General features: G+C 62.0%; 31 protein-coding genes. All 31 read right to left on the bottom strand.

Going from position 1 to position 19,701, the window contains the following annotated elements; all coding sequences use genetic code 11:
* Positions 1–27: 27 nt before the first annotated feature.
* A complete protein-coding gene (locus NKJ64_RS09435; protein ID WP_023738900.1) occupies positions 28–858 on the bottom strand; it encodes an aspartyl/asparaginyl beta-hydroxylase domain-containing protein in 831 nt (276 codons plus the stop codon).
* Between the two features lie 182 nt (positions 859–1,040).
* The gene (locus NKJ64_RS09430) at positions 1,041–2,351 is read right to left on the bottom strand and encodes a replication-associated recombination protein A (protein ID WP_023738901.1); all 1,311 of its coding nucleotides are present in this window, start codon (positions 2,349–2,351) and stop codon (positions 1,041–1,043) included.
* A gap of 47 nt (positions 2,352–2,398) precedes the next feature.
* Positions 2,399–3,892 carry a DegQ family serine endoprotease gene (locus tag NKJ64_RS09425; RefSeq protein WP_023688416.1) on the bottom strand — a complete coding sequence of 498 codons (1,494 nt, stop codon included), beginning with the start codon at positions 3,890–3,892 and terminating at the stop codon, positions 2,399–2,401.
* 197 nt (positions 3,893–4,089) lie between these two features.
* Positions 4,090–4,521 carry a 50S ribosomal protein L17 gene (rplQ, locus tag NKJ64_RS09420; RefSeq protein ID WP_023682598.1) on the bottom strand — a complete coding sequence of 144 codons (432 nt, stop codon included), beginning with the start codon at positions 4,519–4,521 and terminating at the stop codon, positions 4,090–4,092.
* 104 nt (positions 4,522–4,625) lie between these two features.
* Complete coding sequence (locus NKJ64_RS09415; RefSeq protein WP_023682599.1) at positions 4,626–5,636, bottom strand: DNA-directed RNA polymerase subunit alpha; 1,011 nt, start codon at positions 5,634–5,636, stop codon at positions 4,626–4,628.
* A gap of 102 nt (positions 5,637–5,738) precedes the next feature.
* Entirely contained in the window at positions 5,739–6,128 is a 390-nt protein-coding gene (rpsK, locus tag NKJ64_RS09410; protein WP_006205444.1) for a 30S ribosomal protein S11, read from the bottom strand.
* Between the two features lie 125 nt (positions 6,129–6,253).
* Positions 6,254–6,622 carry a 30S ribosomal protein S13 gene (rpsM, locus tag NKJ64_RS09405; protein WP_006205445.1) on the bottom strand — a complete coding sequence of 123 codons (369 nt, stop codon included), beginning with the start codon at positions 6,620–6,622 and terminating at the stop codon, positions 6,254–6,256.
* A gap of 211 nt (positions 6,623–6,833) precedes the next feature.
* Complete coding sequence (locus tag NKJ64_RS09400; RefSeq protein ID WP_352462417.1) at positions 6,834–7,442, bottom strand: adenylate kinase; 609 nt, start codon at positions 7,440–7,442, stop codon at positions 6,834–6,836.
* Positions 7,439–8,779, bottom strand: a complete 1,341-nt coding sequence (gene secY / locus NKJ64_RS09395) for a preprotein translocase subunit SecY (protein ID WP_023672761.1) — start codon at positions 8,777–8,779, stop codon at positions 7,439–7,441. Before secY ends, NKJ64_RS09400 begins: the two co-directional genes overlap by 4 nt.
* Before the next feature lie 257 nt (positions 8,780–9,036).
* A complete protein-coding gene (rplO, locus tag NKJ64_RS09390; protein WP_023682601.1) occupies positions 9,037–9,507 on the bottom strand; it encodes a 50S ribosomal protein L15 in 471 nt (156 codons plus the stop codon).
* A 22-nt stretch (positions 9,508–9,529) separates the two neighbouring features.
* A complete protein-coding gene (gene rpmD, locus NKJ64_RS09385) occupies positions 9,530–9,727 on the bottom strand; it encodes a 50S ribosomal protein L30 (RefSeq protein ID WP_006205449.1) in 198 nt (65 codons plus the stop codon).
* Between the two features lie 24 nt (positions 9,728–9,751).
* A complete protein-coding gene (gene rpsE / locus NKJ64_RS09380) occupies positions 9,752–10,315 on the bottom strand; it encodes a 30S ribosomal protein S5 (RefSeq protein ID WP_006333394.1) in 564 nt (187 codons plus the stop codon).
* 154 nt (positions 10,316–10,469) lie between these two features.
* Positions 10,470–10,829, bottom strand: a complete 360-nt coding sequence (gene rplR, locus NKJ64_RS09375; RefSeq protein WP_023682602.1) for a 50S ribosomal protein L18 — start codon at positions 10,827–10,829, stop codon at positions 10,470–10,472.
* Between the two features lie 141 nt (positions 10,830–10,970).
* Positions 10,971–11,504 carry a 50S ribosomal protein L6 gene (rplF, locus tag NKJ64_RS09370; RefSeq protein WP_023691246.1) on the bottom strand — a complete coding sequence of 178 codons (534 nt, stop codon included), beginning with the start codon at positions 11,502–11,504 and terminating at the stop codon, positions 10,971–10,973.
* Between the two features lie 89 nt (positions 11,505–11,593).
* Positions 11,594–11,992, bottom strand: a complete 399-nt coding sequence (gene rpsH, locus NKJ64_RS09365) for a 30S ribosomal protein S8 (protein ID WP_006205453.1) — start codon at positions 11,990–11,992, stop codon at positions 11,594–11,596.
* A gap of 12 nt (positions 11,993–12,004) precedes the next feature.
* Positions 12,005–12,310, bottom strand: a complete 306-nt coding sequence (gene rpsN / locus NKJ64_RS09360; RefSeq protein WP_010909282.1) for a 30S ribosomal protein S14 — start codon at positions 12,308–12,310, stop codon at positions 12,005–12,007.
* A 27-nt stretch (positions 12,311–12,337) separates the two neighbouring features.
* Complete coding sequence (rplE, locus tag NKJ64_RS09355; RefSeq protein ID WP_023672755.1) at positions 12,338–12,937, bottom strand: 50S ribosomal protein L5; 600 nt, start codon at positions 12,935–12,937, stop codon at positions 12,338–12,340.
* Positions 12,930–13,244, bottom strand: a complete 315-nt coding sequence (rplX, locus tag NKJ64_RS09350; protein ID WP_013531428.1) for a 50S ribosomal protein L24 — start codon at positions 13,242–13,244, stop codon at positions 12,930–12,932. The genes rplE and rplX overlap by 8 nt, the downstream gene beginning before the upstream one ends.
* A gap of 12 nt (positions 13,245–13,256) precedes the next feature.
* A complete protein-coding gene (rplN, locus tag NKJ64_RS09345) occupies positions 13,257–13,625 on the bottom strand; it encodes a 50S ribosomal protein L14 (RefSeq protein WP_006205457.1) in 369 nt (122 codons plus the stop codon).
* Positions 13,626–13,697: 72 nt separating this feature from the next.
* Positions 13,698–13,937, bottom strand: a complete 240-nt coding sequence (gene rpsQ, locus NKJ64_RS09340; protein ID WP_010909280.1) for a 30S ribosomal protein S17 — start codon at positions 13,935–13,937, stop codon at positions 13,698–13,700.
* 11 nt (positions 13,938–13,948) lie between these two features.
* Complete coding sequence (gene rpmC, locus NKJ64_RS09335) at positions 13,949–14,149, bottom strand: 50S ribosomal protein L29 (protein ID WP_006205459.1); 201 nt, start codon at positions 14,147–14,149, stop codon at positions 13,949–13,951.
* Positions 14,150–14,162: 13 nt separating this feature from the next.
* Positions 14,163–14,576 carry a 50S ribosomal protein L16 gene (gene rplP, locus NKJ64_RS09330; protein ID WP_006205460.1) on the bottom strand — a complete coding sequence of 138 codons (414 nt, stop codon included), beginning with the start codon at positions 14,574–14,576 and terminating at the stop codon, positions 14,163–14,165.
* Positions 14,577–14,602: 26 nt separating this feature from the next.
* Positions 14,603–15,328, bottom strand: a complete 726-nt coding sequence (gene rpsC, locus NKJ64_RS09325) for a 30S ribosomal protein S3 (protein ID WP_023672753.1) — start codon at positions 15,326–15,328, stop codon at positions 14,603–14,605.
* Positions 15,328–15,717, bottom strand: a complete 390-nt coding sequence (rplV, locus tag NKJ64_RS09320) for a 50S ribosomal protein L22 (protein ID WP_006205462.1) — start codon at positions 15,715–15,717, stop codon at positions 15,328–15,330. The genes rpsC and rplV overlap by 1 nt, the downstream gene beginning before the upstream one ends.
* A gap of 2 nt (positions 15,718–15,719) precedes the next feature.
* Positions 15,720–15,998, bottom strand: a complete 279-nt coding sequence (rpsS, locus tag NKJ64_RS09315; protein WP_006205463.1) for a 30S ribosomal protein S19 — start codon at positions 15,996–15,998, stop codon at positions 15,720–15,722.
* Positions 15,999–16,014: 16 nt separating this feature from the next.
* Positions 16,015–16,848, bottom strand: a complete 834-nt coding sequence (gene rplB / locus NKJ64_RS09310; protein ID WP_023706515.1) for a 50S ribosomal protein L2 — start codon at positions 16,846–16,848, stop codon at positions 16,015–16,017.
* A gap of 23 nt (positions 16,849–16,871) precedes the next feature.
* Positions 16,872–17,165: a 50S ribosomal protein L23 gene (locus NKJ64_RS09305; protein ID WP_023672751.1), complete on the bottom strand. Its 294-nt coding sequence runs from the start codon at positions 17,163–17,165 to the stop codon at positions 16,872–16,874.
* Positions 17,162–17,782 (bottom strand): 50S ribosomal protein L4, encoded by a 621-nt coding sequence (gene rplD, locus NKJ64_RS09300; RefSeq protein WP_023672750.1) that lies wholly within the window; start codon positions 17,780–17,782, stop codon positions 17,162–17,164. Before rplD ends, NKJ64_RS09305 begins: the two co-directional genes overlap by 4 nt.
* Positions 17,782–18,510, bottom strand: a complete 729-nt coding sequence (gene rplC / locus NKJ64_RS09295) for a 50S ribosomal protein L3 (RefSeq protein WP_023682606.1) — start codon at positions 18,508–18,510, stop codon at positions 17,782–17,784. The genes rplD and rplC overlap by 1 nt, the downstream gene beginning before the upstream one ends.
* A 61-nt stretch (positions 18,511–18,571) precedes the next feature.
* Positions 18,572–18,880 (bottom strand): 30S ribosomal protein S10, encoded by a 309-nt coding sequence (rpsJ, locus tag NKJ64_RS09290; protein ID WP_010909272.1) that lies wholly within the window; start codon positions 18,878–18,880, stop codon positions 18,572–18,574.
* A gap of 69 nt (positions 18,881–18,949) precedes the next feature.
* A partial coding sequence (locus tag NKJ64_RS09285; protein WP_352462416.1) for an EF-Tu C-terminal domain-related protein occupies positions 18,950–19,701 on the bottom strand: 752 nt, incomplete at its 5' end.

The raw sequence follows: 19,701 nt of genomic DNA, 5'->3' as shown, positions 1-19,701 counted from the left end.
TGCGGTCAATCCCTTCAGGCTAACGCCTCAGGTCGTCTCGACCTTCTTTGCCTTGCTCGAGCCGATCATCTTCCAGTTCTTGTAGAACATGGAATTGATGCGCTCGACGGTGACCGAAACGATGGCCAGAAGTCCGGCGATGAAACCGGGGAACGGCGACGGGCGGATGATGTCCATGAACACGCAGTAGCGGCGCCCATCATACTCGTTGACCGAGCGGTGCAGCAGCGTGTCGTCGAAAATATAGAGCGGGTTGTCGTGCCAGTAATTCCTGGCGCCGTTGCATTCGACGAAAACCTCTGCCTTCACCGGCAAGAGATTGTAGAGGATGCGCAGGCTGAGCCGCAGCGGTCCGAAATGCCAGGAAGTCGATTCCTTGCCTCTGAAGACAGACACGGCAATGGTCTTGATGTATTTGAAATCCTTGTTGAATTCCGCAACATTGTCGATCCGGTGCTTGCCGTACCACTGATAGACATACATGCCGCGACGACCGGTGCCGAAATTGGCGTCGATATCGGCGATGATCTCGTCCTTGCGCGCCTTGAAGACGTCAAGAACCTCGTTGACCTCGCGCTGATAATCGGCAGGAAACTGCTCCAGCTTCCACACACCCGGGTTGCGGTAGCAAACGAGGTCCACCAGCAGATTGAAGGGCGACAGCAGCCAGGTGAAGATGCCATTGCCGAGGAAATAGCCGCGCAACAGCGACAGATCCTTGCTGGCGTTGCGCAGCACATCGATCAGGCCGCAGACGATCCAAATCGTGGTCAGGATCGGAATGAAATAGAAGCCGAGCACGAGCAGCGGGACAGCAATCACAGCCTGGCGAAGCGTTTTGCGAAGGGATTTTGTCATTTCTGTTCGCGCCGCGCGCTGTCCCCGTTCCGAATTATCGCCCGTCCTGGCAGCCTCCCGGCCGAGTCATGCGACGTGATAGGGCTTTTTGTCATGCGGTACAATCACACTGCTGTGACTGGCGGGGACAGAATTTCAGTTCATCGCGGGCAGGCCGAGTTCGTCCCGTTTGTCCCGCGCACCTATTTTTCCCGCTCGCTGCGCAGCTTTGCCCAATAGTCCAGCCGTTTCTTGATATCGCGCTCGAAGCCGCGTTCGGGCGGATCATAAAAGGTCTGCCGGCCCATCTTTTCGGGGAAATAGTCCTGGCCGGAAAAAGCATCGGGCTGGTCGTGATCGTAGCGGTAGCCGGCGCCGTAATCCTCCTCTTTCATCAGCTTGGTCGGCGCGTTGAGGATGTGCTTGGGCGGCAGCAGCGAACCGAACTCCTTCGCCGCCCGCGTGGCTGCCTTGAAGGCGGTATAGACGGCGTTGGATTTGGGCGCGGTGGCGAGATAGACGGTGGCCTCGGCGAAGGCCAGTTCGCCTTCGGGCGAGCCGAGATAGTCGTAGGCGTCCTTGGCGGCGTTGGCGATAACCAGCGCCTGCGGGTCGGCCAGCCCGATATCCTCCATCGCCATGCGCACCAGCCGGCGGCCGAGATAGAGCGGATCCTCGCCGGCGTCGAACATGCGGGCAAGATAATAAAGCGCCGCGTCCGGGTCGGACCCACGCACCGATTTGTGCAGCGCCGAGATCAGATTGTAGTGACCGTCCTGGCCCTTGTCATAGATCGGCGCGCGGCGCTGGACGATGCGCTGCAGCCCTTCGGGATCGAAAACCTCGCCGGGTTTGGCGGCGCGCCAGACTTCCTCGGCCAGCGTCAGCGAGGCCCGGCCGTCGCCATCGCTCATGCGGATGAGCATCGCCCGCGCCTCGTCGTCGAGCGGCAGCGCCCTGCCCTCCGTCTCCTCCGCCCGCGTCATCAGTTTGGCGATGCTGTCCTCGCCCAGCGAGTGAAACACCAGCACCCGCGCTCGCGACAGAAGCGCGGCGTTCAGCTCGAACGATGGATTTTCGGTGGTGGCGCCGACCAGAACAACTGTTCCATCCTCCATGACCGGGAGGAAAGAGTCCTGCTGGGCACGGTTGAAGCGATGGATCTCGTCGACGAACAGCAGCGTCTGGCGGCCATTGGTGCGGCGCAGCTTCGCTGCTTCGAACACTTTCTTCAGGTCGGCGACGCCGGAAAACACCGCCGATATCTGCTCGAAAGCAAGACGGGTCTCGCCGGCCAGCAGCCGCGCAACGGTAGTCTTGCCGGTGCCGGGTGGCCCCCAGAAAATCATCGAGCCGAGCGAACCGGAGTTGATGAGCCGCGTCAGTGCGCCGTCGGGGCCGGTCAGATGCTCCTGGCCGACGACCTCGCCAAGGTTTTTCGGGCGCAGCCGATCGGCCAAAGGCCGGCCGGGCGGCGCTCTTTCCGGTTCATCGACGCTGAACAGATCGGCCATCTAGGTCTTCTGGTTGGAGCACGATCCTCAGAAATGGGAAGATCGCCTCAGTAACGCAACACCTGGCGCAGTATCTGCCCGCCGCGCTCGACGGTAAAGCGCCACCAGCGCGTATCCTGCTGGGCAAGCTGCGCCAGTGTCGCCGCCGTATCGACGGTGGTGCCGTTCACCTCGCGCACGATGTCGCCGGGCTGGAAGCCGAAATCGGCAGCCGGCGAATCGCGGTTGATGTCGACCACGGTGACGCCCTTGAGGTCGGTGCGCAGGCCAAGCCGCTGGGCGAGCCTGGGCGACAGTTCCGCGACCTTGGCGCCGGAGAATGGGCTGCGGCCATGCAGCGTCACTTCCGACGCCTTGGCGCCTTCCGGCGCGCGCTCCAGTGCGATCTCCATTGTCGCCTGCTGGCCCTTGCTCAGGATGGCGAAGGTCGCCTTGGTGCCGATCGACAGGGTCGCCATGCGGTAATCCAGCGCCTCGATGCCTTCGACCGTCGTGCCATTGAGCTGCAGCACGACATCGCCGGGCTTCAGCCCTGCCTTGGCCGCCGGTCCGGCTTCCTCAACCGACGACACCAGCGCGCCGGTCGGCTTCTCCATGCCGAGCGATTCGGCGATCTGCGGTGTGACCGCTTCGAATTCGGCGCCTATATAGGGCCGCTCGAAGAAATCGAGCCCGGCCTTGGCCGCGTCGGCGAAGGCGCGCACCATGTTGGCGGGGATGGCAAAGCCGATGCCGATCGAGCCGCCGCTGCGGCTGTAGATGGCGGTGTTGATGCCGACCAGCTGGCCGCCCATGTTGATCAGCGCGCCGCCGGAATTGCCGGGATTGATGGCGGCGTCGGTCTGGATGAAGTAGCCCGAATCCGAAACGCCGATATGGCTGCGGGCAAGCGCCGAAACGATGCCGCTGGTGGTGGTCTGGCCGACGCCGAACGGATTGCCGATGGCCAGCACCAGGTCGCCGACCTCGAGCGCGTCGGAATCGCCGATGGCGATCACCGGAAACGGCTTGTCGGAGGTGATCTTGAGCACGGCGAGGTCGAGCGTCTCGTCCTTGAGCATGACCTTCGAGGTGAATTCGCGCCCGTCGGCGGTCGCGACCTTGACCTCGTCGGCATCCTTGATCACGTGGAAATTGGTGACGACGACGCCGCTCGGGTCGACCAGCACGCCCGAGCCGAGCGAGGATTGCGCGCGCGGCTGCGCGCGGCCGAAAAATTCCTCGAAGAACGGATCGCCGTCAAAGGGCGACGTGACCTTGGCCGTCTGCGACGCATAGACATTGACCACGGCCGGCGCCGTCTGCTTGACCAGGGGCGCAAACGACAGCTGCACCTCTTCGCGGCCGAACGGCACGCGCTTGTCGGGACCGGAGGTGCCGTTCTCGCCCTCGACGCCATGCAAGAGGTCGGTCAGCACATCGGAGAGCCCCGGATCGGCTGGCTTGGCGGCGTCCTCGGCCAGAGCCTGCCTGACTGTCGGCGCGGCTGCGAACGCCATCATGGCGAAGAGCAGAACAAGAGACAGTCGGTTGGCGCGCATTCGCGAATCCTCCAAGGCAAGTTCGGGGGCATTGTCCCGACGATTGTGCAGAATGAAAGGCTAATGCACTGAAATGCGGCGATTGTCGTGCAAAAGCACTTGGCCGGCAGGCAAAAAAGCCTGGCGAAGCATGCCCTCGCGACAATGCAAAAAAGGGGCCCGAAGGCCCCTTGAAGTCATTCCTGAAAAACCGAGCCTTATGCGGCAGCGGCTTCCTCGTCGGTGCCTTCGGCCTCGATGCGGGCGCGGTCGCCGGCGCCCTTGGCCGAGGTGTCGCGATCGACGAACTCGATGACTGCCATGGCGGCATTGTCGCCGTGGCGGAAGCCGGCCTTCATGATGCGCAGATAGCCGCCATTGCGGGTGGCGTAGCGCGGCGCGATGGTGTCGAACAGACGCTTGACGACGCCTTCATTGCCGATCTGGGCAATGACCTGGCGGCGCGCATGCAGGTCGCCGCGCTTGCCGAGCGTCACCAGCTTCTCGACGATCGGACGCAAATCCTTCGCCTTCGGCAGGGTGGTGACGATCTGTTCGTGCTCGAGCAGCGACACGGCGAGGTTGGCGAACATCGACTTGCGATGGCTAATGCTTCGGGCGAAGCGGCGGCCTTTAAAACCGTGGCGCATGGCTCTTTTCCTTCTTCAGTTGTTCAAGAGGCCACGGCCTCTGATGGTTTTCCGCATGACCGTCGGATCGAGCGGCCCACGCCGCCGATCCTTGGACTTCATGCTCAATATTGGTCTTCGTAACGCTTGGCGAGGTCTTCGATGTTTTCCGGCGGCCAGTCCGGCACTTCCATGCCGAGGTGCAGGCCCATCGCCGCGAGCACTTCTTTGATCTCGTTCAGCGACTTGCGGCCGAAGTTCGGGGTGCGCAGCATCTCGGCTTCGGTCTTCTGGATGAGATCGCCGATGTAGACGATGTTGTCGTTCTTCAGGCAGTTGGCCGAACGCACCGAAAGCTCGAGCTCGTCCACCTTCTTGAGCAGCGCCGGGTTGAAGGCGAGCTCGGTGACGGCCTCGGTGGCGACTTCCTTCTGCGGCTCGTCGAAATTGACGAACAGGCCAAGCTGGTCCTGCAGGATGCGGGCAGCGAATGCCACCGCGTCCTCGCCCGAGATCGAACCGTCGGTCTCGATGGTCATGGTCAGCTTGTCATAGTCGAGAACCTGGCCCTCGCGGGTGTTCTCGACCTTGTAGGAGACCTTCTTGACCGGCGAATACAGGCTGTCGACCGGGATCAGGCCGATCGGCGCGTCTTCGGCGCGGTTGCGGTCTGCCGGCACGTAACCTTTGCCGGTGTCGACTGTGAATTCCATACGGATTTCAGCGCCCTCGTCCAGCGTGCAGATGACGTGGTCGGGGTTGAGGATCTCGACGTCGCCAACCGTCTGGATGTCGCCAGCCAGAACCGCACCCGGGCCCTGCTTGCGAACGACCATGCGCTTGGGACCATCGCCTTCCATGCGGATGGCGATTTCCTTGATGTTGAGGACGATGTCGGTCACGTCCTCACGCACGCCGGCAATCGACGAGAATTCATGCAGAACGCCGTCGATCTGCACGGCGGTGACAGCCGCACCGCGCAGCGAAGACAAAAGCACGCGGCGCAGCGCGTTGCCGAGCGTCAGGCCGAAGCCACGCTCGAGCGGCTCGGCGACCAGCGTGGTCAGCGTCTTCTTCTTCGACGAGAACTCGATCTTGTTCGGCTTGATCAGTTCCTGCCAATTTTTCTGGATCATGATGCTTTCCTTCCGTTGACCCGCCACCATCCAATCGTGGCGGGCGACCTGGAGTGCCGTGGAGGAGCGCCTTGAGGCGCTCACGCGGCGTTCGGTAATGTCTTAGACGCGGCGCTTCTTACGCGGGCGGCAGCCATTGTGCGGGATCGGCGTCACATCACGGATCGAAGTGATGGTGAAGCCGGCCGCCTGCAGGGCGCGAAGCGCCGATTCACGACCGGAGCCGGGTCCGCAGACCTCGACTTCGAGCATGCGCATGCCGTGTTCCTGGGCCTTCTTGGCGACGTCTTCGGCAGCCATCTGGGCGGCGAACGGGGTCGACTTGCGCGAACCCTTGAAGCCCTGGGCACCGGCCGACGACCAGGCAATGGAATTGCCCTGCGCGTCGGTGATGGTGATCATCGTGTTGTTGAAGGTCGAATTGACGTGGGCAACGCCCGACGAGATGTTCTTGCGTTCACGACGGCGAACACGAGCGGCTTCCTTGGCCATGATAGTCCTTTCAGTTGATCTCTACACCGCCGTAATGCCAGCGGCTCCACCTTTGAAAGCGAGTAGTGAGCAGGGACTAGCGAATAGGGACCCCTACTCGCTAATGGCTACTCGCTATCGCTCACTTACTTCTTCTTGCCGGCGATCGACTTGGCCGGGCCCTTGCGGGTGCGTGCATTGGTGTGCGTGCGCTGGCCGCGAACCGGCAGCGAACGGCGGTGACGCAGGCCGCGGTAGCAGCCGAGGTCCATGAGACGCTTGATGTTCATCGACACTTCGCGGCGCAGGTCGCCTTCGACCTGGTAGTCGCGGTCGATGGTCTCGCGGATCTGCAGCACTTCCGCGTCGGTCAGTTGGTTGACGCGGCGCTCGGCCGGGATGCCGACCTTGTCGACGATCTCCTGGGCGAACTTCTTGCCAATGCCGTGAATGTACTGAAGCGCAATGACGACGCGCTTGTTGGTCGGAATGTTGACGCCGGCTATACGAGCCATATTCTTCTCTTCTCCATGTGGGACCGGCCGGCCTTCAAAATAAGGCACGCGCGGCGCTGTTCAAATTACCCCGCGTCCGGTGGAGGCCGGCCCTTGCGGGAGTTCCCTAGTTTCAATGCGGCTGCCTTGCCCTTGCGGACAAGCAAGCCTCATGCCTGATAGGAAGACGGGCCGCCATAACCCAGCGAACCGTTCCAGTCAAGCGCAATCTTTACTTTACCGTAACGGTCTCCCGCGTCACCGCCGCGAGCAGCGCTTCAATCTCCGCCGTCACGGTGTCGACAGGAGCCATGCCGTCGACACTCCTAAGCGAGCGTTTGGCGTAATAATAGCCGATCAGCGGCGCCGTCTTCTTGTAATATTCCCGCAGGCGCTCTTCGAACACCACCGGATTGTCGTCCTTGCGCACCGGCTGTCCGGCGGCCTTGGCGTCGTCGGCGCGCTTGACGATGCGGCCGACCAACGCTTTGTCGTCGACGACGAACTCGATCACGACATCGAGGCCAATGCCGCGCTCGGCGAGCATCGATTCAACCGCATCAGCCTGCACCAGCGTGCGCGGATATCCGTCGAGGATGAAACCGCTGGTGCAATCGGGTTGGTCGATGCGCTCGGCCACGATCGCGTTGACAATGGCGTCGGAAACCAGCTCGCCGGCATCCATCACCGCCTTGGCGCGCTTGCCGACTTCAGTGCCGGCCTGTACGGCGGCCCGCAGCATGTCGCCCGTCGACAGCTGCGGTATGCCGTATTTTTCTACCAGTCTTTGTGCTTGCGTCCCCTTGCCCGCTCCTGGCGGCCCAAGCAATATCAATCTCATCTGGCCTTCTTCCCCCCGCGCAGCTTCGACTTCTTGATCAGGCCCTCATACTGGTGCGCGATCAGGTGACCCTGGATCTGCGCCACCGTATCGAGGGTTACACTGACCACGATCAGAAGCGATGTGCCACCGAGGTAGAATGGTACGCCAGTTGCCGAAATCAGGAACTCGGGCAGCAGGCACACCAGCACCAGATAGATGGCGCCGACGACGGTGATGCGCGTCAGGACATAGTCGATGTAATCGGCGGTGCGCTCACCCGGACGGTAGCCCGGAATGAAGCCGGAATGCTTCTTGAGCTGGTCGGCGGTGTCCTTCGGATTGAACACGATGGCCGTGTAGAAGAAGGCGAAGAACACGATCATTGCCGCATAGAACAGCATGTAGAGCGGCTGGCCGTGGCCGAGCGAAGCGAGCACGGTGCTTGCCCAGGCCGGCAGGTTTGTCGTCTGCGAGAAGCCAGCGACCGTTGCCGGCAGCAAAAGCAGCGACGACGCGAAGATCGGCGGAATGACGCCCGACGTGTTGAGCTTCAGCGGCAGATGCGAGGTATCGCCCTGGAACATGCGGTTGCCGACCTGGCGCTTCGGATACTGGATCAGCAGGCGGCGCTGCGCGCGCTCGAAGAACACGATCAGCGCGATGACGATTATGGCCAGCACGATGATCGCGAGTATCAGCCCGGTCGATAGAGCGCCGGTGCGGCCGAGCTCCAGCGTGCCGGAGATGGCGCGCGGCAGGCCGGCGACGATGCCGGAGAAGATGATCAGCGAAATGCCGTTGCCGATGCCGCGGGCGGTGATCTGCTCGCCCAGCCACATCAGGAACATGGTGCCGCCAACCAGCGTGACGACGGTCGAGATGCGGAAGAACATGCCGGGATCGTTGACGATGCCGTTGCCGCCTTCCAGGCCCACCGAAATGCCGTAGGCCTGCACCAGCGCCAGGAGTACCGTGCCGTAGCGCGTGTACTGGTTGATGACCTTGCGGCCCTGCTCGCCTTCCTTTTTCAGCGCCTCCAGCGACGGAATGACCGAGGTCATCAGCTGCATGATGATGGAGGCTGAGATGTAAGGCATGATGCCGAGCGCGAAGATCGCCATGCGCTGCACGGCGCCGCCGGCGAACATGTTGAACATGCCGAGCACGCCCTTGGCCTGCGAAGAGAAGGCCTGCGCGAATGCATCCGGATTGATGCCGGGCAGCGGGATATAGGTGCCGAGGCGATAGACGAGCAGCGCGCCGACGGTGAACCAGATTCGCTTCTTCAGGTCCTCCGCCTTGGCGAAAGCCGCAAAATTCAGATTCGAGGCTAGTTGTTCAGCAGCCGAAGCCATGCCTGATTCTCCGCTAGAGCATGATGCCGAAAAGTGTGAAGCGGTTTTCGGACAACGTCATGCGCTACTTCTTTGATTTGTATGTCACGCTCGATGCCCGCAGCTCAGGCGGCGCGTGGCACCGAAGCTCACGAGATAAGCTCCGGGCTCTAAACATGCAAGCGGCCGCGTTGACGCGGCCGCCTAATTGATCGGATCAAAGCGCAATCGTGAACAAAAACGGATACCGTTCCTGCCGGCCGCACTTCAAATTGCCGTTACTCCGCTGCCGCTTCCGGCAGCTTGACCGAACCGCCGGCCTTTTCGATCTTCTCGATCGCGGCCTTGGAGGCGCCGGCGACGTCGAAGACAAGCTTTGCCTTGAGCTCGCCGTCCGAGAGGATGCGCACGCCGTCCTTGACGCGGCGAATAACGCCGGCGGCAACGAGTGCCTCGGCCGTCACGGTCGCCTTGGCGTCAAGCTTCTTGGCATCGAGCGCGGTCTGGATACGAGCCAGCGAAACGACGACAAAGCTCTTGGCGAAGATGTTATTGAAGCCACGCTTCGGCAGGCGCCGATAGAGCGGCATCTGGCCGCCCTCGAAGCCGTTGATGGCAACGCCGGAGCGCGCCTTCTGGCCCTTGACGCCGCGACCGCCGGTCTTGCCCGAGCCGGAGCCGATACCACGGCCGAGACGCTTCTTGGAGTGCGTCGCGCCGTCCTTGTCACGCAGATCGTTGAGTTTCATCTGGGTTCTCCTGCGCTTTTGCTCAGCCCTCGTCCACGACGCGGACGAGATGCTGGACGGCAGCGATCATGCCGCGCACCGAGGGAGTGTCCTCCAGCGTGCGCTGCTTGTGCATCTTGTTGAGGCCGAGGCCGACCAGCGTTGCGCGCTGTTCCTTCGGGCGGCGGATCGGCGAACCGATCTGCTCAACGGTGATGGTCTTGGTTGCTTTCTTGGCCATGGTCAAAATCCCTGGTCAGATCGACTATTCTTCAGCCGCAACGGCGGTGCCGCGGCGGGCCTGAAGGGTCGAATATTTGATGCCGCGCGCAGCAGCCACATCCTTGGGATGCATCTGGCTCTTCAGCGCGTCGAACGTGGCGCGAACCATGTTGTAGGGGTTCGACGAACCCATCGACTTGGCGACCACGTCATGCATGCCGAGCGTCTCGAAGACAGCGCGCATCGGGCCGCCGGCGATGATGCCGGTACCCTGCTTGGCAGCGCGCAGCAGCACGCGTCCGGCACCCCAGCGTCCTTCGACGTCGTGGTGCAGCGTGCGGCCCGAGCGCAGCGGCACGAAAATCATGTCGCGCTTGGCCGACTCGGTTGCCTTGCGGATCGCTTCCGGCACTTCGCGCGCCTTGCCGTGACCGAAGCCGACGCGGCCCTTCTGGTCGCCGACGACGACGAGTGCTGCAAAACCGAAGCGACGGCCGCCCTTGACGACCTTGGCGACACGGTTGATGTGGACGAGCTTGTCCACCATGCCGTCATCGCGTTCTTCACGATCGCGGCCGCGGCCGCCATCCCTACGTTCCTGTGCCATATCCTGTTCCTTGTTTTTTTCCGGAAGCACGGTTGCTGATAAGATCCGGTGCGCCTCTTTGGGTCACCGGGGGCGAATTATTTTTCCTTGCATGATCTTGTCCGAAAAGTCTGCAACTTTTTGCTGCGCTGACCTTCGGTTCGGGATCAGGCAATTAGAAGCTCAGACCGCCTTCACGGGCAGCCTCGGCCAGCGCCTTGACGCGGCCGTGATAGATATAGGCGCCGCGGTCGAAGACGACTTCCTTGACGCCGGCCTTCGAAGCACGCTCGGCGATCAGCTTGCCAACAGCGGCTGCTGCCTCGGTGTCGGCGCCGGTCTTGAGCGAACCCTTGAGGTCCTTCTCGAGTGTCGATGCAGCCGCGATGGTATGGCCCTTGGCGTCGTCGATGACCTGCACGTAGATGTTCTTCGACGTGCGGTGAACCGAGAGACGCGGGCGCTCGCCGGCGACCTTCTTGATCTGACGGCGAACGCGCTGCGCGCGGCGCTGGATGGATTCCTTGGTAGCCATGATAGTCTTCCTTGCCTTCAAAAAACGGGGGGCCGCCATGTGCGGTAGGCGAAAGCGCCTCCCGCGACCGCTCCCCGCGGCGTTGCAGTTCTTTGGCTTGGCCTTTTCCGAAAAGTCTGCAACTTTTCGGGGCCAGGCCTACTACTTCTTCTTGCCTTCCTTGCGGACGATCTTCTCGCCGGCATAGCGGACACCCTTGCCCTTGTAGGGCTCGGGACCGCGATACTCGCGAATCTCGGCGGCAACCTGGCCGACCTGCTGCTTGTCGATGCCGGTCACGGTGATTTCCGTCGGCTTCGGCACAGTGATCGTGATGCCAGCCGGCGTCTGGTAGACGACATCATGGCTGAAGCCAAGTGCCAGCTGCAGGTTCTTGCCCTGGAGTGCCGCGCGATAGCCGACGCCGGTGATCTCGAGCTTCTTCTCGAAACCGTCCTTGACGCCCTGCAGGATGTTGACGATCTGCGTGCGCGACATGCCCCACTTGGAGCGGGCGGTCTTGGTCTGGTCGCGCGGCTGGACAGCGATTTCGCTGCCTTCCATCTTGACCAGCACTTCGTCGTTCACCACGAACTTCAGCTCGCCCTTGGGGCCCTTCGCCGTCACGGTCTGGCCGTTGACGGTCGCGGTCACGCCCTGCGGCAGCGAAACGGGTTTCTTTCCAATACGAGACATTTGGTTGTCCTCGTCACTTCTCTTGTTTCAGGTCTCTGTCTTCGGGAACGATCCGAAGACCGGATTCCACTTTGCGGTCAGCTGCCAGATCAGAAGATCTGGCAGAGGATCTCGCCACCGACATTCTGTTCGCGTGCTTCGTGGTCGGCCATCACGCCCTTCGGCGTCGAAAGGATGGCGATGCCGAGGCCGTTGGCGACGTGCGGGATCGACTTGGCCGAGACGTAAACGCGGCGGCCCGGCTTCGAGACGCGGGCGATTTCGCGCACGACCGGAGCACCGTCGAAATACTTCAGCTCGATTTCGATCTCGGACTTGCCGTTGTCGAAGTCGGTCTGGCTGTAGTCGCGGATATAGCCTTCAGCCTTCAGCACGTCGAGGACGCGGGTACGCAGGCGCGAGGCCGGCGTCGAAACGCTCGACTTCTTGCGGCCATACGCGTTGCGGATGCGGGTCAGCATATCGCCGAGAGGATCGCTCAATGACATGTTATGTCCTCCTTACCAGCTCGACTTGACCAGGCCCGGGATCTGGCCGTTATTGCCGAGATCACGAAGCGCGATGCGCGATACTTTGAGCTTGCGATAATAGGCGCGCGGACGGCCGGTAACTTCGCAGCGGTTGCGGATGCGGATCTTGGCCGAGTTGCGCGGCAGGGCAGCAAGCTTCAGCTGAGCGCGGAAACGCTCTTCCATCGGCTTGGACTGATCCATGATGATCGCCTTCAGGGCAGCGCGCTTGGGACCGTACTGGTCGGCAAGCTTGCGGCGCCTGTTGTTCTTCTCGACTGAGCTGGTCTTTGCCATTTCAGATTTTTCCTTTTCTCGCTGCCGTTACTGGCGGAAGGGGAAGTTGAAGGCCTTGAGCAATGCCCTGGCTTCGTCGTCCGTCTTCGCAGTCGTACAAACGATGACGTCCATGCCCCAGATCTGATCAACCTTGTCGTAGTTGATCTCCGGGAACACGATGTGTTCCTTGATGCCCATGGCGTAGTTGCCACGGCCATCGAAGCTCTTCGGATTCAGTCCGCGAAAGTCGCGGACGCGCGGCAGTGCGATGTTCACGAGACGGTCGAGGAACTCGTACATGCGTTCCTTGCGCAGCGTGACCTTGGCGCCGATCGGCATCTTCTCGCGGACCTTGAAGCCGGCGATCGAATTACGGGCGCGGGTGACGACGGCCTTCTGGCCGGCGATCATCGCCAGGTCTTCGGCCGCGATCGAAGGCTTCTTCGAATCCGCGGTCGCTTCGCCGACGCCCATGTTCAGCACGATCTTGTCGATGCGCGGAACCTGCATCTCGTTCTCGTAGCCGAACTGCTCCTGCAGCGCCTTGCGGATGGTCTCGTTGTAGACCTGCTTGAGGCGCGGCGTGTTCTGGGCCTTGGACTGTTTGCTTTCAGCCTTGGGCTTCGTGGTTTGAGCCTTAGCCATTGATGACTTCTCCCGAGCGCTTGGCGACGCGCACCTTCTTGCCGTCCTTCTGGAAGATGAAGCCGACGCGGGTCGGCTTGCCATCCTTGGGGTCGGCGAGCGCGATGTTCGACAGCTGGATCGGCGCTTCCTTGGTGATGATCCCGCCCTCTTGGGACTGGGACTGCTTCTGGTGACGACGGATCATGTTGACGCCGCGCACCAGCGCGGTGTCTTCCTTCGGCTGAACCGAGAGGACTTCGCCCGAACGGCCCTTGTCCTTGCCGGCCAGCACGACGACCTTGTCGCCTTTTCTAATCTTTTGCATTGGTCCGGCTCCTTACAGCACTTCAGGCGCGAGCGAGATGATCTTCATGTGGTTCTTGGCGCGGAGTTCGCGCGGAACCGGTCCGAAGATACGCGTGCCGATCGGCTCTTTCTTGTTGTCGACGAGAACGGCCGCGTTCTTGTCGAAACGGATCACGCTGCCGTCCGGGCGGCGGATGTCCTTGGCCGTGCGAACCACGACCGCCTTCATCACATCGCCCTTCTTAACGCGGCCGCGCGGAATGGCTTCCTTGATCGACACCACGATGATGTCGCCTACGGAAGCGTATTTCCGCTTCGAGCCGCCCAGCACCTTGATGCACATGACACGACGGGCGCCGGAATTATCCGCGACGTCGAGGTTTGTTTGCATCTGAATCATGACTGGCCGCCTTCTTCTCTTCTAACGGGACGGGCTCAAAGCCCCTCCCCGGTCTGTCCAAAATTCGGTTTGTTACGCCTGGTCCGAAGACACGACGATCCAGCGCTTGTCCTTGGAAATCGGCTTCGATTCCTGGATGAACACCTGATCGCCGACCTTGTGGGCGTTGTTCTCGTCGTGCGCCTTGTACTTCTTGGTCATGCGCACGGTCTTCTTCATCACGGGATGCGTGAAGCGCCGTTCGACCTTGACGACTACCGTCTTCTCGTTCTTGTCGCTGACGACAGTGCCCTGCAGAATGCGCTTTGGCATGATTTTCGTCCTTAAGCCTTCTTGGCCGCGGACTTTTCCGCAGCGATGGTCTTGATACGCGCAATGTCCTTGCGAACCTGCCGCACGCGCGCGGTCTTCTCGAGCTGGCCGGTGGCCTTCTGGAAGCGCAGGTTGAACTGCTCCTTCTTCAGGCTGGCCAGATCGTCGGTCAGCTGGTCCTGGGTCTTGGTCCGGATGTCTTCGGCTTTCATGATCAGCCCGTCCTTATTCTGCGATGCGCTGTACGAAGCGCGTCCTGACCGAGAGCTTGGCCGCGCCGAGACGCAGCGCCTCACGGGCGGTTTCTTCGTTGACGCCGTCGATCTCGAACATGATGCGGCCCGGCTTTACGCGCGCCGCCCAGTAATCGACAGCGCCCTTGCCCTTGCCCATGCGCACTTCAGTCGGCTTCGACGTCACCGGCACATCAGGGAAAATACGGATCCACACGCGGCCGGCACGCTTCATCTCACGAGTGATCGCGCGGCGGGCCGCTTCGATCTCACGCGCGGTGACGCGGTTCGGCTCAAGCGCCTTCAGCCCGAAACCACCGAAATCCAGGTTGGTGCCGCCCTTTGCGGTACCATGGATACGGCCCTTGAACTGCTTGCGGAACTTTGTGCGCTTTGGCTGCAGCATCGTTCTAACTCCAAATTCCTAAATAATCAGGCGTTTTCGCGACGACGACCGCGTTCGCGATCACCACCACCGCCATGCGCAGCATCACCCTCGGTCGCGCGACGCTCCGAAGCCATCGGATCGTGCTCGAGGATTTCGCCCTTAAACACCCAGACCTTGACGCCGCAGATGCCGTAAGCCGTGTGCGCTTCGGCCGTGCCATAGTCGACATCGGCGCGCAGCGTATGCAGCGGCACGCGGCCCTCGCGGTACCATTCCATGCGCGCAATCTCGGCGCCGCCGAGACGGCCGGCGCAGTTGATGCGGATGCCTTCGGCGCCAAGGCGCATGGCCGACTGAACGGCGCGCTTCATGGCGCGGCGGAACGCGATACGACGCTCGAGCTGCTGGGCGATCGACTGGGCGACCAGGGTTGCGTCGATTTCCGGCTTGCGCACTTCAACGATGTTCAAGTGCGTCTCGGACTTCGTCATCTCCATCAGCTTCTTGCGAAGCTTTTCGATGTCGGCGCCCTTCTTGCCGATGATCAGGCCCGGGCGCGCCGCATGGATGGTGACACGGCACTTCTTGTGCGGGCGCTCGATCACGACCTTGGAAATCGCAGCCTGCTTGAGTTCCTTTTCAAGATATTTGCGGATCTTGATGTCCTCATGCAGCAGCTTGCCGTACTCGCCGGTGTTCGCGAACCAGCGCGAATCCCAAGTGCGGTTGATGCCGAGGCGCAGACCGATCGGATTGACTTTCTGACCCATTATGCGGCCTCCCCTTTTTCTTCGACTTCACGAACGACGATCGTGAGGTGCGAGAACGGCTTTTCTATACGGCTGGCGCGACCGCGGCCACGAGCATGGAACCGCTTCATGACGATCGACTTGCCGACATAGGCTTCCGCCACGATCAGCGCATCGACGTCGAGGTCGTGGTTGTTTTCCGCGTTGGCGATCGCCGATTCCAGCGTCTTCTTGACCGTGCCGGAAATCCGCTTGGCCGAGAATTCGAGATCGGAAAGCGCTGTCGCGACCTTCTTGCCGCGGATCAGCGCGGCAACCAGGTTCAGCTTCTGCGGGCTGATACGGATCGTGCGCAGAACGGCGCGCGCTTCGTTGTCAGCAAGCCTGCGCGGAGCTTTGGCCTTGCCCATGATTATTTCCTCTTCGCCTTCTTATCCGCGCCGTGACCGTAATAGGTCCGGGTCGGAGCGAATTCACCGAACTTGTGACCGACCATGTCCTCGTTCACCGAGACCGGAACATGCTTCTGGCCGTTGTAGACACCGAAGGTGAAGCCGACGAACTGCGGCAGGATGGTGGAGCGACGGCTCCACATCTTGATCACCTCATTGCGACCACCTTCACGAACCTTGTCCACCTTCTTGAGAAGGTAGCCGTCGATGAAGGGGCCTTTCCAAATAGAACGAGTCACTTGGCGTTACCTCTTCTTAGCTCTTGCGCTGATGGCGCGAGCGCAGGATGAACTTGTCGGTCGCCTTGTTGGACCGCGTCTTCTTGCCCTTGGTCGGCTTGCCCCACGGGCTGACCGGATGACGGCCACCGGAGGTGCGGCCTTCACCACCGCCATGCGGATGGTCGACCGGGTTCATGGTCACGCCGCGATTGTGCGGGCGCTTGCCGCGCCAGACCGTGCGGCCGGCCTTGCCGTCGTTGATGTTGCCGTGGTCGGGGTTCGACACGGCGCCGACGGTGGCCATGCAGGAGCCGTGAACGACACGCTGCTCGCCCGAGTTGAGGCGCAGGATCGCCATGCCCTGGTCGCGACCGACCAGCTGGCCATAGCCACCCGCTGAACGTGCGACCTGGGCGCCCTTGCCCGGCTTCAGCTCGATGTTGTGGACGATCGTGCCGACCGGCATCGAGGCCAGCGGCATCGCATTGCCTGGCTTCACGTCGACCGATTCACCGGCCACGATCTTGTCGCCGGCGGCAAGGCGCTGCGGAGCGATGATGTAGGACAGCTCGCCATCGTCATACTTGATCAGCGCGATGAAGGCGGTGCGGTTCGGATCGTATTCAATGCGCTCGACCGTGCCGACGACGTCGAACTTGCGGCGCTTGAAGTCGATGATGCGGTACGAACGCTTGTGACCGCCGCCGATGAAGCGGGCCGTGATGCGGCCGTGATTGTTGCGGCCGCCCGACTTGGTCAGGCCTTCGGTCAGGCCCTTGACGGGCTTGCCCTTGTAGAGGCCCGAGCGGTCGACGATGACCAGCTGGCGGGTGCTCGGCGTTACCGGGTTGAATTTTTTAAGTGCCATGTTTGTTGTCCTCGCGGCCTAGCTCAGAGACCCGTCGCGACGTCGATCGACTGGCCGTCGGCCAGTGTCACAATCGCCTTCTTGACGTCGCTCTGGCGGCCGATCGTGCCGCGGAAGCGCTTGATCTTGCCCTTGCGGACAAGCGTGTTCACGGCCGTAACCTTGACGCCAAACAGCGCTTCGACAGCGGCCTTGATTTCCGGCTTCGACGCCTTCTTGGCGACGTTGAAAACAACCTGGTTGTTCTCGGAAGCCATGGTCGACTTTTCGGTGATCGCCGGCGAGACGATCACGTCGTAATGACGGAGGTCGGTCATTTAAAGCGCTCCTCGAGAGCCTCGACGGCGGCCTTCGAAAGGACCAGCGTGCCGCGGCGCAGAATGTCGTAGACGTTGATGCCCTGGATGGGCAGCACGTCGATGTTCGGGATGTTGGTCGCCGCCAGCTTGAAGTTCTGGTCAAGCTCGGCACCGCCAATCACCAAGGCATTGGTCAGGCCCAGCGTCGCGAAATTCGCGATCAGCGCCTTCGTCTTGGCCTCGGTCAGCTTCAGCTCGTCGATGATGATGATCGACGCGCTCTTGGCCTTGGCCGAGAGAGCATGCCGCAAGCCCAGAGCGCGCACCTTCTTCGGCAGATCGTGCTCGTGGCTGCGAACGACCGGGCCGTGGGCCTTGCCGCCGCCGCGGAACTGCGGAGCGCGTGCCGAATGGTGACGGGCGCGGCCCGTACCCTTCTGCTTGTACATCTTGGCGCCGGTGCGCGCGATTTCGGCGCGGCCCTTGGCCTTGTGCGTGCCCTGCTGCCGTTTGGCCAGCTGCCAGCGCACGACGCGCTGCAGGATGTCCTCGCGCGGATCAAGGCCGAAAATCTCCTCGGAGAGTTTCACCTTGCCGGCGTCCTTGCCGCCAAGCGTTGTGATCTTGAGATCCATTATTCTGCTCCCTCTGCGGCCGGAGCCTCGTTCTTGGCGCCACTCTCGGCGGCAACGGCGCGGATCGCGGCAGGCTTCGGCGCATTGGCCGGCAGTGCCACCTTGGCCGCATCGCGGACCAGGATCCAGGCGCCCTTCGATCCGGGAACCGCACCGCGGATCAGGATCAGGCCGCGATCGGCGTCGGTCGAAACGATCTCGACATTCTGTGTGGTGACGCGGGTGTCGCCCATGTGGCCAGCCATATGCTTGCCCTTGAACACTTTGCCCGGGTCCTGACGCTGGCCGGTCGAACCGTGCGTACGGTGCGAAACCGAGTTACCGTGCGTCGCGCGGCCACCACCCATGTGATGGCGCTTGATGACGCCCTGGAAACCCTTGCCGATCGTCGTGCCCGTCACATCGACCTTCTGGCCGGCGACGAAGTGCTCGACGGTGATCTCGGCGCCGACATCGATCATGTTGTCGGCGGAGACGCGGAACTCGGCGACCTTCGCCTTCGGCTCGACGGAAGCGGTCGCGAAATGGCCGCGCATCGCCTTCGACGTGTTCTTCACCTTGGCAAGGCCAACGCCGAGCTGGACGGCCGTATAGCCGTTCTTCTCCTGCGTGCGCTGAGCCACGACCTGGCAGTTCTCCATCTGGAGAACGGTGACGGGAACATGTTCCCCGGCATCATTATAGATGCGGGTCATTCCCACCTTCTTTGCAATCACACCTGAACGCATCGGTTCAATTCCTTTAGAGTTCCGGGCCAGGGGCACCGCCCCTAACCGCGCTCTCATTCCCTTAGAGCTTGATCTCGACGTCGACACCGGCGGCCAGATCGAGCTTCATCAAAGCATCGACCGTCTGCGGGGTCGGATCGACGATGTCGAGCAGACGCTTGTGCGTGCGCATCTCGAACTGCTCGCGGCTCTTCTTGTCGACGTGAGGCGACCGGTTGACCGTGAACTTTTCGATCCGCGTCGGCAGCGGAATGGGGCCGCGGACGTTTGCTCCGGTGCGCTTGGCCGTCGACACGATTTCTTTCGTCGAGGCGTCAAGCACGCGGTGATCAAACGCCTTCAGGCGGATGCGGATATTCTGTCCGTTCATGCGTCACTTCCTTGTTCTGGCGCGGCGCGGGCAAATCCTGCGCCCGCGACAGATCGGTTTAAGTCCAAATTACTCTTTGATGGTGACGACGATGCCGGCACCGACGGTGCGGCCGCCTTCACGGATGGCGAAGCGCAGCTTCTCTTCCATGGCGATCGGCACGATCAGCTCGACATCGACCGTGATGTTGTCGCCGGGCATAACCATCTCCGTGCCTTCCGGCAGCGACACGATGCCGGTCACGTCGGTCGTGCGGAAGTAGAACTGCGGACGGTAGTTGGTGAAGAACGGCGTGTGACGGCCACCTTCGTCCTTGGTCAGGATGTAGGCTTCGGCCACGAACTTCTTGTGCGGCTTCACCGTACCGGGCTTGGCCAGAACCTGGCCGCGCTCGACACCTTCACGATCAACGCCGCGCAGCAGCGCGCCGATGTTGTCGCCGGCCTGGCCCTGATCGAGCAGCTTGCGGAACATCTCGACGCCCGTGCAGGTCGTCTTGGTCGTCGGACGGATGCCGATGATTTCCAGTTCCTCGCCGACCTTGACGATGCCGCGCTCGACGCGGCCGGTCACGACCGTGCCACGGCCCGAGATCGAGAACACGTCTTCGATCGGCATCAGGAACGGCTTGTCCAGCGGACGAACCGGGGTCGGGATGTAGGCATCGACCGCAGCCATCAGCTCGCGGATCGCGTCTTCGCCGATGGTCTTGTTGGAGTCTTCCAGAGCAGCCAGCGCCGAACCCTTGACGATCGGAATGTCGTCGCCGGGGAACTCGTTCTTCGACAGAAGCTCGCGAACCTCGAGCTCGACCAGTTCGA

The organism is Mesorhizobium sp. M0062, assembly GCF_040323125.1.
In the GTDB taxonomy this organism is placed as follows: domain Bacteria; phylum Pseudomonadota; class Alphaproteobacteria; order Rhizobiales; family Rhizobiaceae; genus Mesorhizobium.
This window is presented reverse-complemented; position numbering and strand designations above follow the sequence as displayed.

Bases quoted from the DNA above. Each gene is read 5' to 3' on its own strand.
- NKJ64_RS09435 (WP_023738900.1), bottom strand. From the start codon at position 858: ATGACAAAATCCCTTCGCAAAACGCTTCGCCAGGCTGTGATTGCTGTC.
- NKJ64_RS09430 (WP_023738901.1), bottom strand. From the start codon at position 2,351: ATGGCCGATCTGTTCAGCGTCGATGAACCGGAAAGAGCGCCGCCCGGC.
- NKJ64_RS09425 (WP_023688416.1), bottom strand. From the start codon at position 3,892: ATGCGCGCCAACCGACTGTCTCTTGTTCTGCTCTTCGCCATGATGGCG.
- rplQ (WP_023682598.1), bottom strand. From the start codon at position 4,521: ATGCGCCACGGTTTTAAAGGCCGCCGCTTCGCCCGAAGCATTAGCCAT.
- NKJ64_RS09415 (WP_023682599.1), bottom strand. From the start codon at position 5,636: ATGATCCAGAAAAATTGGCAGGAACTGATCAAGCCGAACAAGATCGAG.
- rpsK (WP_006205444.1), bottom strand. From the start codon at position 6,128: ATGGCCAAGGAAGCCGCTCGTGTTCGCCGTCGTGAACGCAAGAACATC.
- rpsM (WP_006205445.1), bottom strand. From the start codon at position 6,622: ATGGCTCGTATAGCCGGCGTCAACATTCCGACCAACAAGCGCGTCGTC.
- NKJ64_RS09400 (WP_352462417.1), bottom strand. From the start codon at position 7,442: ATGAGATTGATATTGCTTGGGCCGCCAGGAGCGGGCAAGGGGACGCAA.
- secY (WP_023672761.1), bottom strand. From the start codon at position 8,779: ATGGCTTCGGCTGCTGAACAACTAGCCTCGAATCTGAATTTTGCGGCT.
- rplO (WP_023682601.1), bottom strand. From the start codon at position 9,507: ATGAAACTCAACGATCTGCGTGACAAGGACGGCGCGACGCACTCCAAG.
- rpmD (WP_006205449.1), bottom strand. From the start codon at position 9,727: ATGGCCAAGAAAGCAACCAAGACCATCACCGTTGAGCAGATCGGTTCG.
- rpsE (WP_006333394.1), bottom strand. From the start codon at position 10,315: ATGGCACAGGAACGTAGGGATGGCGGCCGCGGCCGCGATCGTGAAGAA.
- rplR (WP_023682602.1), bottom strand. From the start codon at position 10,829: ATGGCTACCAAGGAATCCATCCAGCGCCGCGCGCAGCGCGTTCGCCGT.
- rplF (WP_023691246.1), bottom strand. From the start codon at position 11,504: ATGTCTCGTATTGGAAAGAAACCCGTTTCGCTGCCGCAGGGCGTGACC.
- rpsH (WP_006205453.1), bottom strand. From the start codon at position 11,992: ATGTCATTGAGCGATCCTCTCGGCGATATGCTGACCCGCATCCGCAAC.
- rpsN (WP_010909282.1), bottom strand. From the start codon at position 12,310: ATGGCAAAGACCAGCTCAGTCGAGAAGAACAACAGGCGCCGCAAGCTT.
- rplE (WP_023672755.1), bottom strand. From the start codon at position 12,937: ATGGCTAAGGCTCAAACCACGAAGCCCAAGGCTGAAAGCAAACAGTCC.
- rplX (WP_013531428.1), bottom strand. From the start codon at position 13,244: ATGCAAAAGATTAGAAAAGGCGACAAGGTCGTCGTGCTGGCCGGCAAG.
- rplN (WP_006205457.1), bottom strand. From the start codon at position 13,625: ATGATTCAGATGCAAACAAACCTCGACGTCGCGGATAATTCCGGCGCC.
- rpsQ (WP_010909280.1), bottom strand. From the start codon at position 13,937: ATGCCAAAGCGCATTCTGCAGGGCACTGTCGTCAGCGACAAGAACGAG.
- rpmC (WP_006205459.1), bottom strand. From the start codon at position 14,149: ATGAAAGCCGAAGACATCCGGACCAAGACCCAGGACCAGCTGACCGAC.
- rplP (WP_006205460.1), bottom strand. From the start codon at position 14,576: ATGCTGCAGCCAAAGCGCACAAAGTTCCGCAAGCAGTTCAAGGGCCGT.
- rpsC (WP_023672753.1), bottom strand. From the start codon at position 15,328: ATGGGTCAGAAAGTCAATCCGATCGGTCTGCGCCTCGGCATCAACCGC.
- rplV (WP_006205462.1), bottom strand. From the start codon at position 15,717: ATGGGCAAGGCCAAAGCTCCGCGCAGGCTTGCTGACAACGAAGCGCGC.
- rplB (WP_023706515.1), bottom strand. From the start codon at position 16,848: ATGGCACTTAAAAAATTCAACCCGGTAACGCCGAGCACCCGCCAGCTG.
- NKJ64_RS09305 (WP_023672751.1), bottom strand. From the start codon at position 17,165: ATGACCGACCTCCGTCATTACGACGTGATCGTCTCGCCGGCGATCACC.
- rplD (WP_023672750.1), bottom strand. From the start codon at position 17,782: ATGGATCTCAAGATCACAACGCTTGGCGGCAAGGACGCCGGCAAGGTG.
- rplC (WP_023682606.1), bottom strand. From the start codon at position 18,510: ATGCGTTCAGGTGTGATTGCAAAGAAGGTGGGAATGACCCGCATCTAT.
- rpsJ (WP_010909272.1), bottom strand. From the start codon at position 18,880: ATGAACGGACAGAATATCCGCATCCGCCTGAAGGCGTTTGATCACCGC.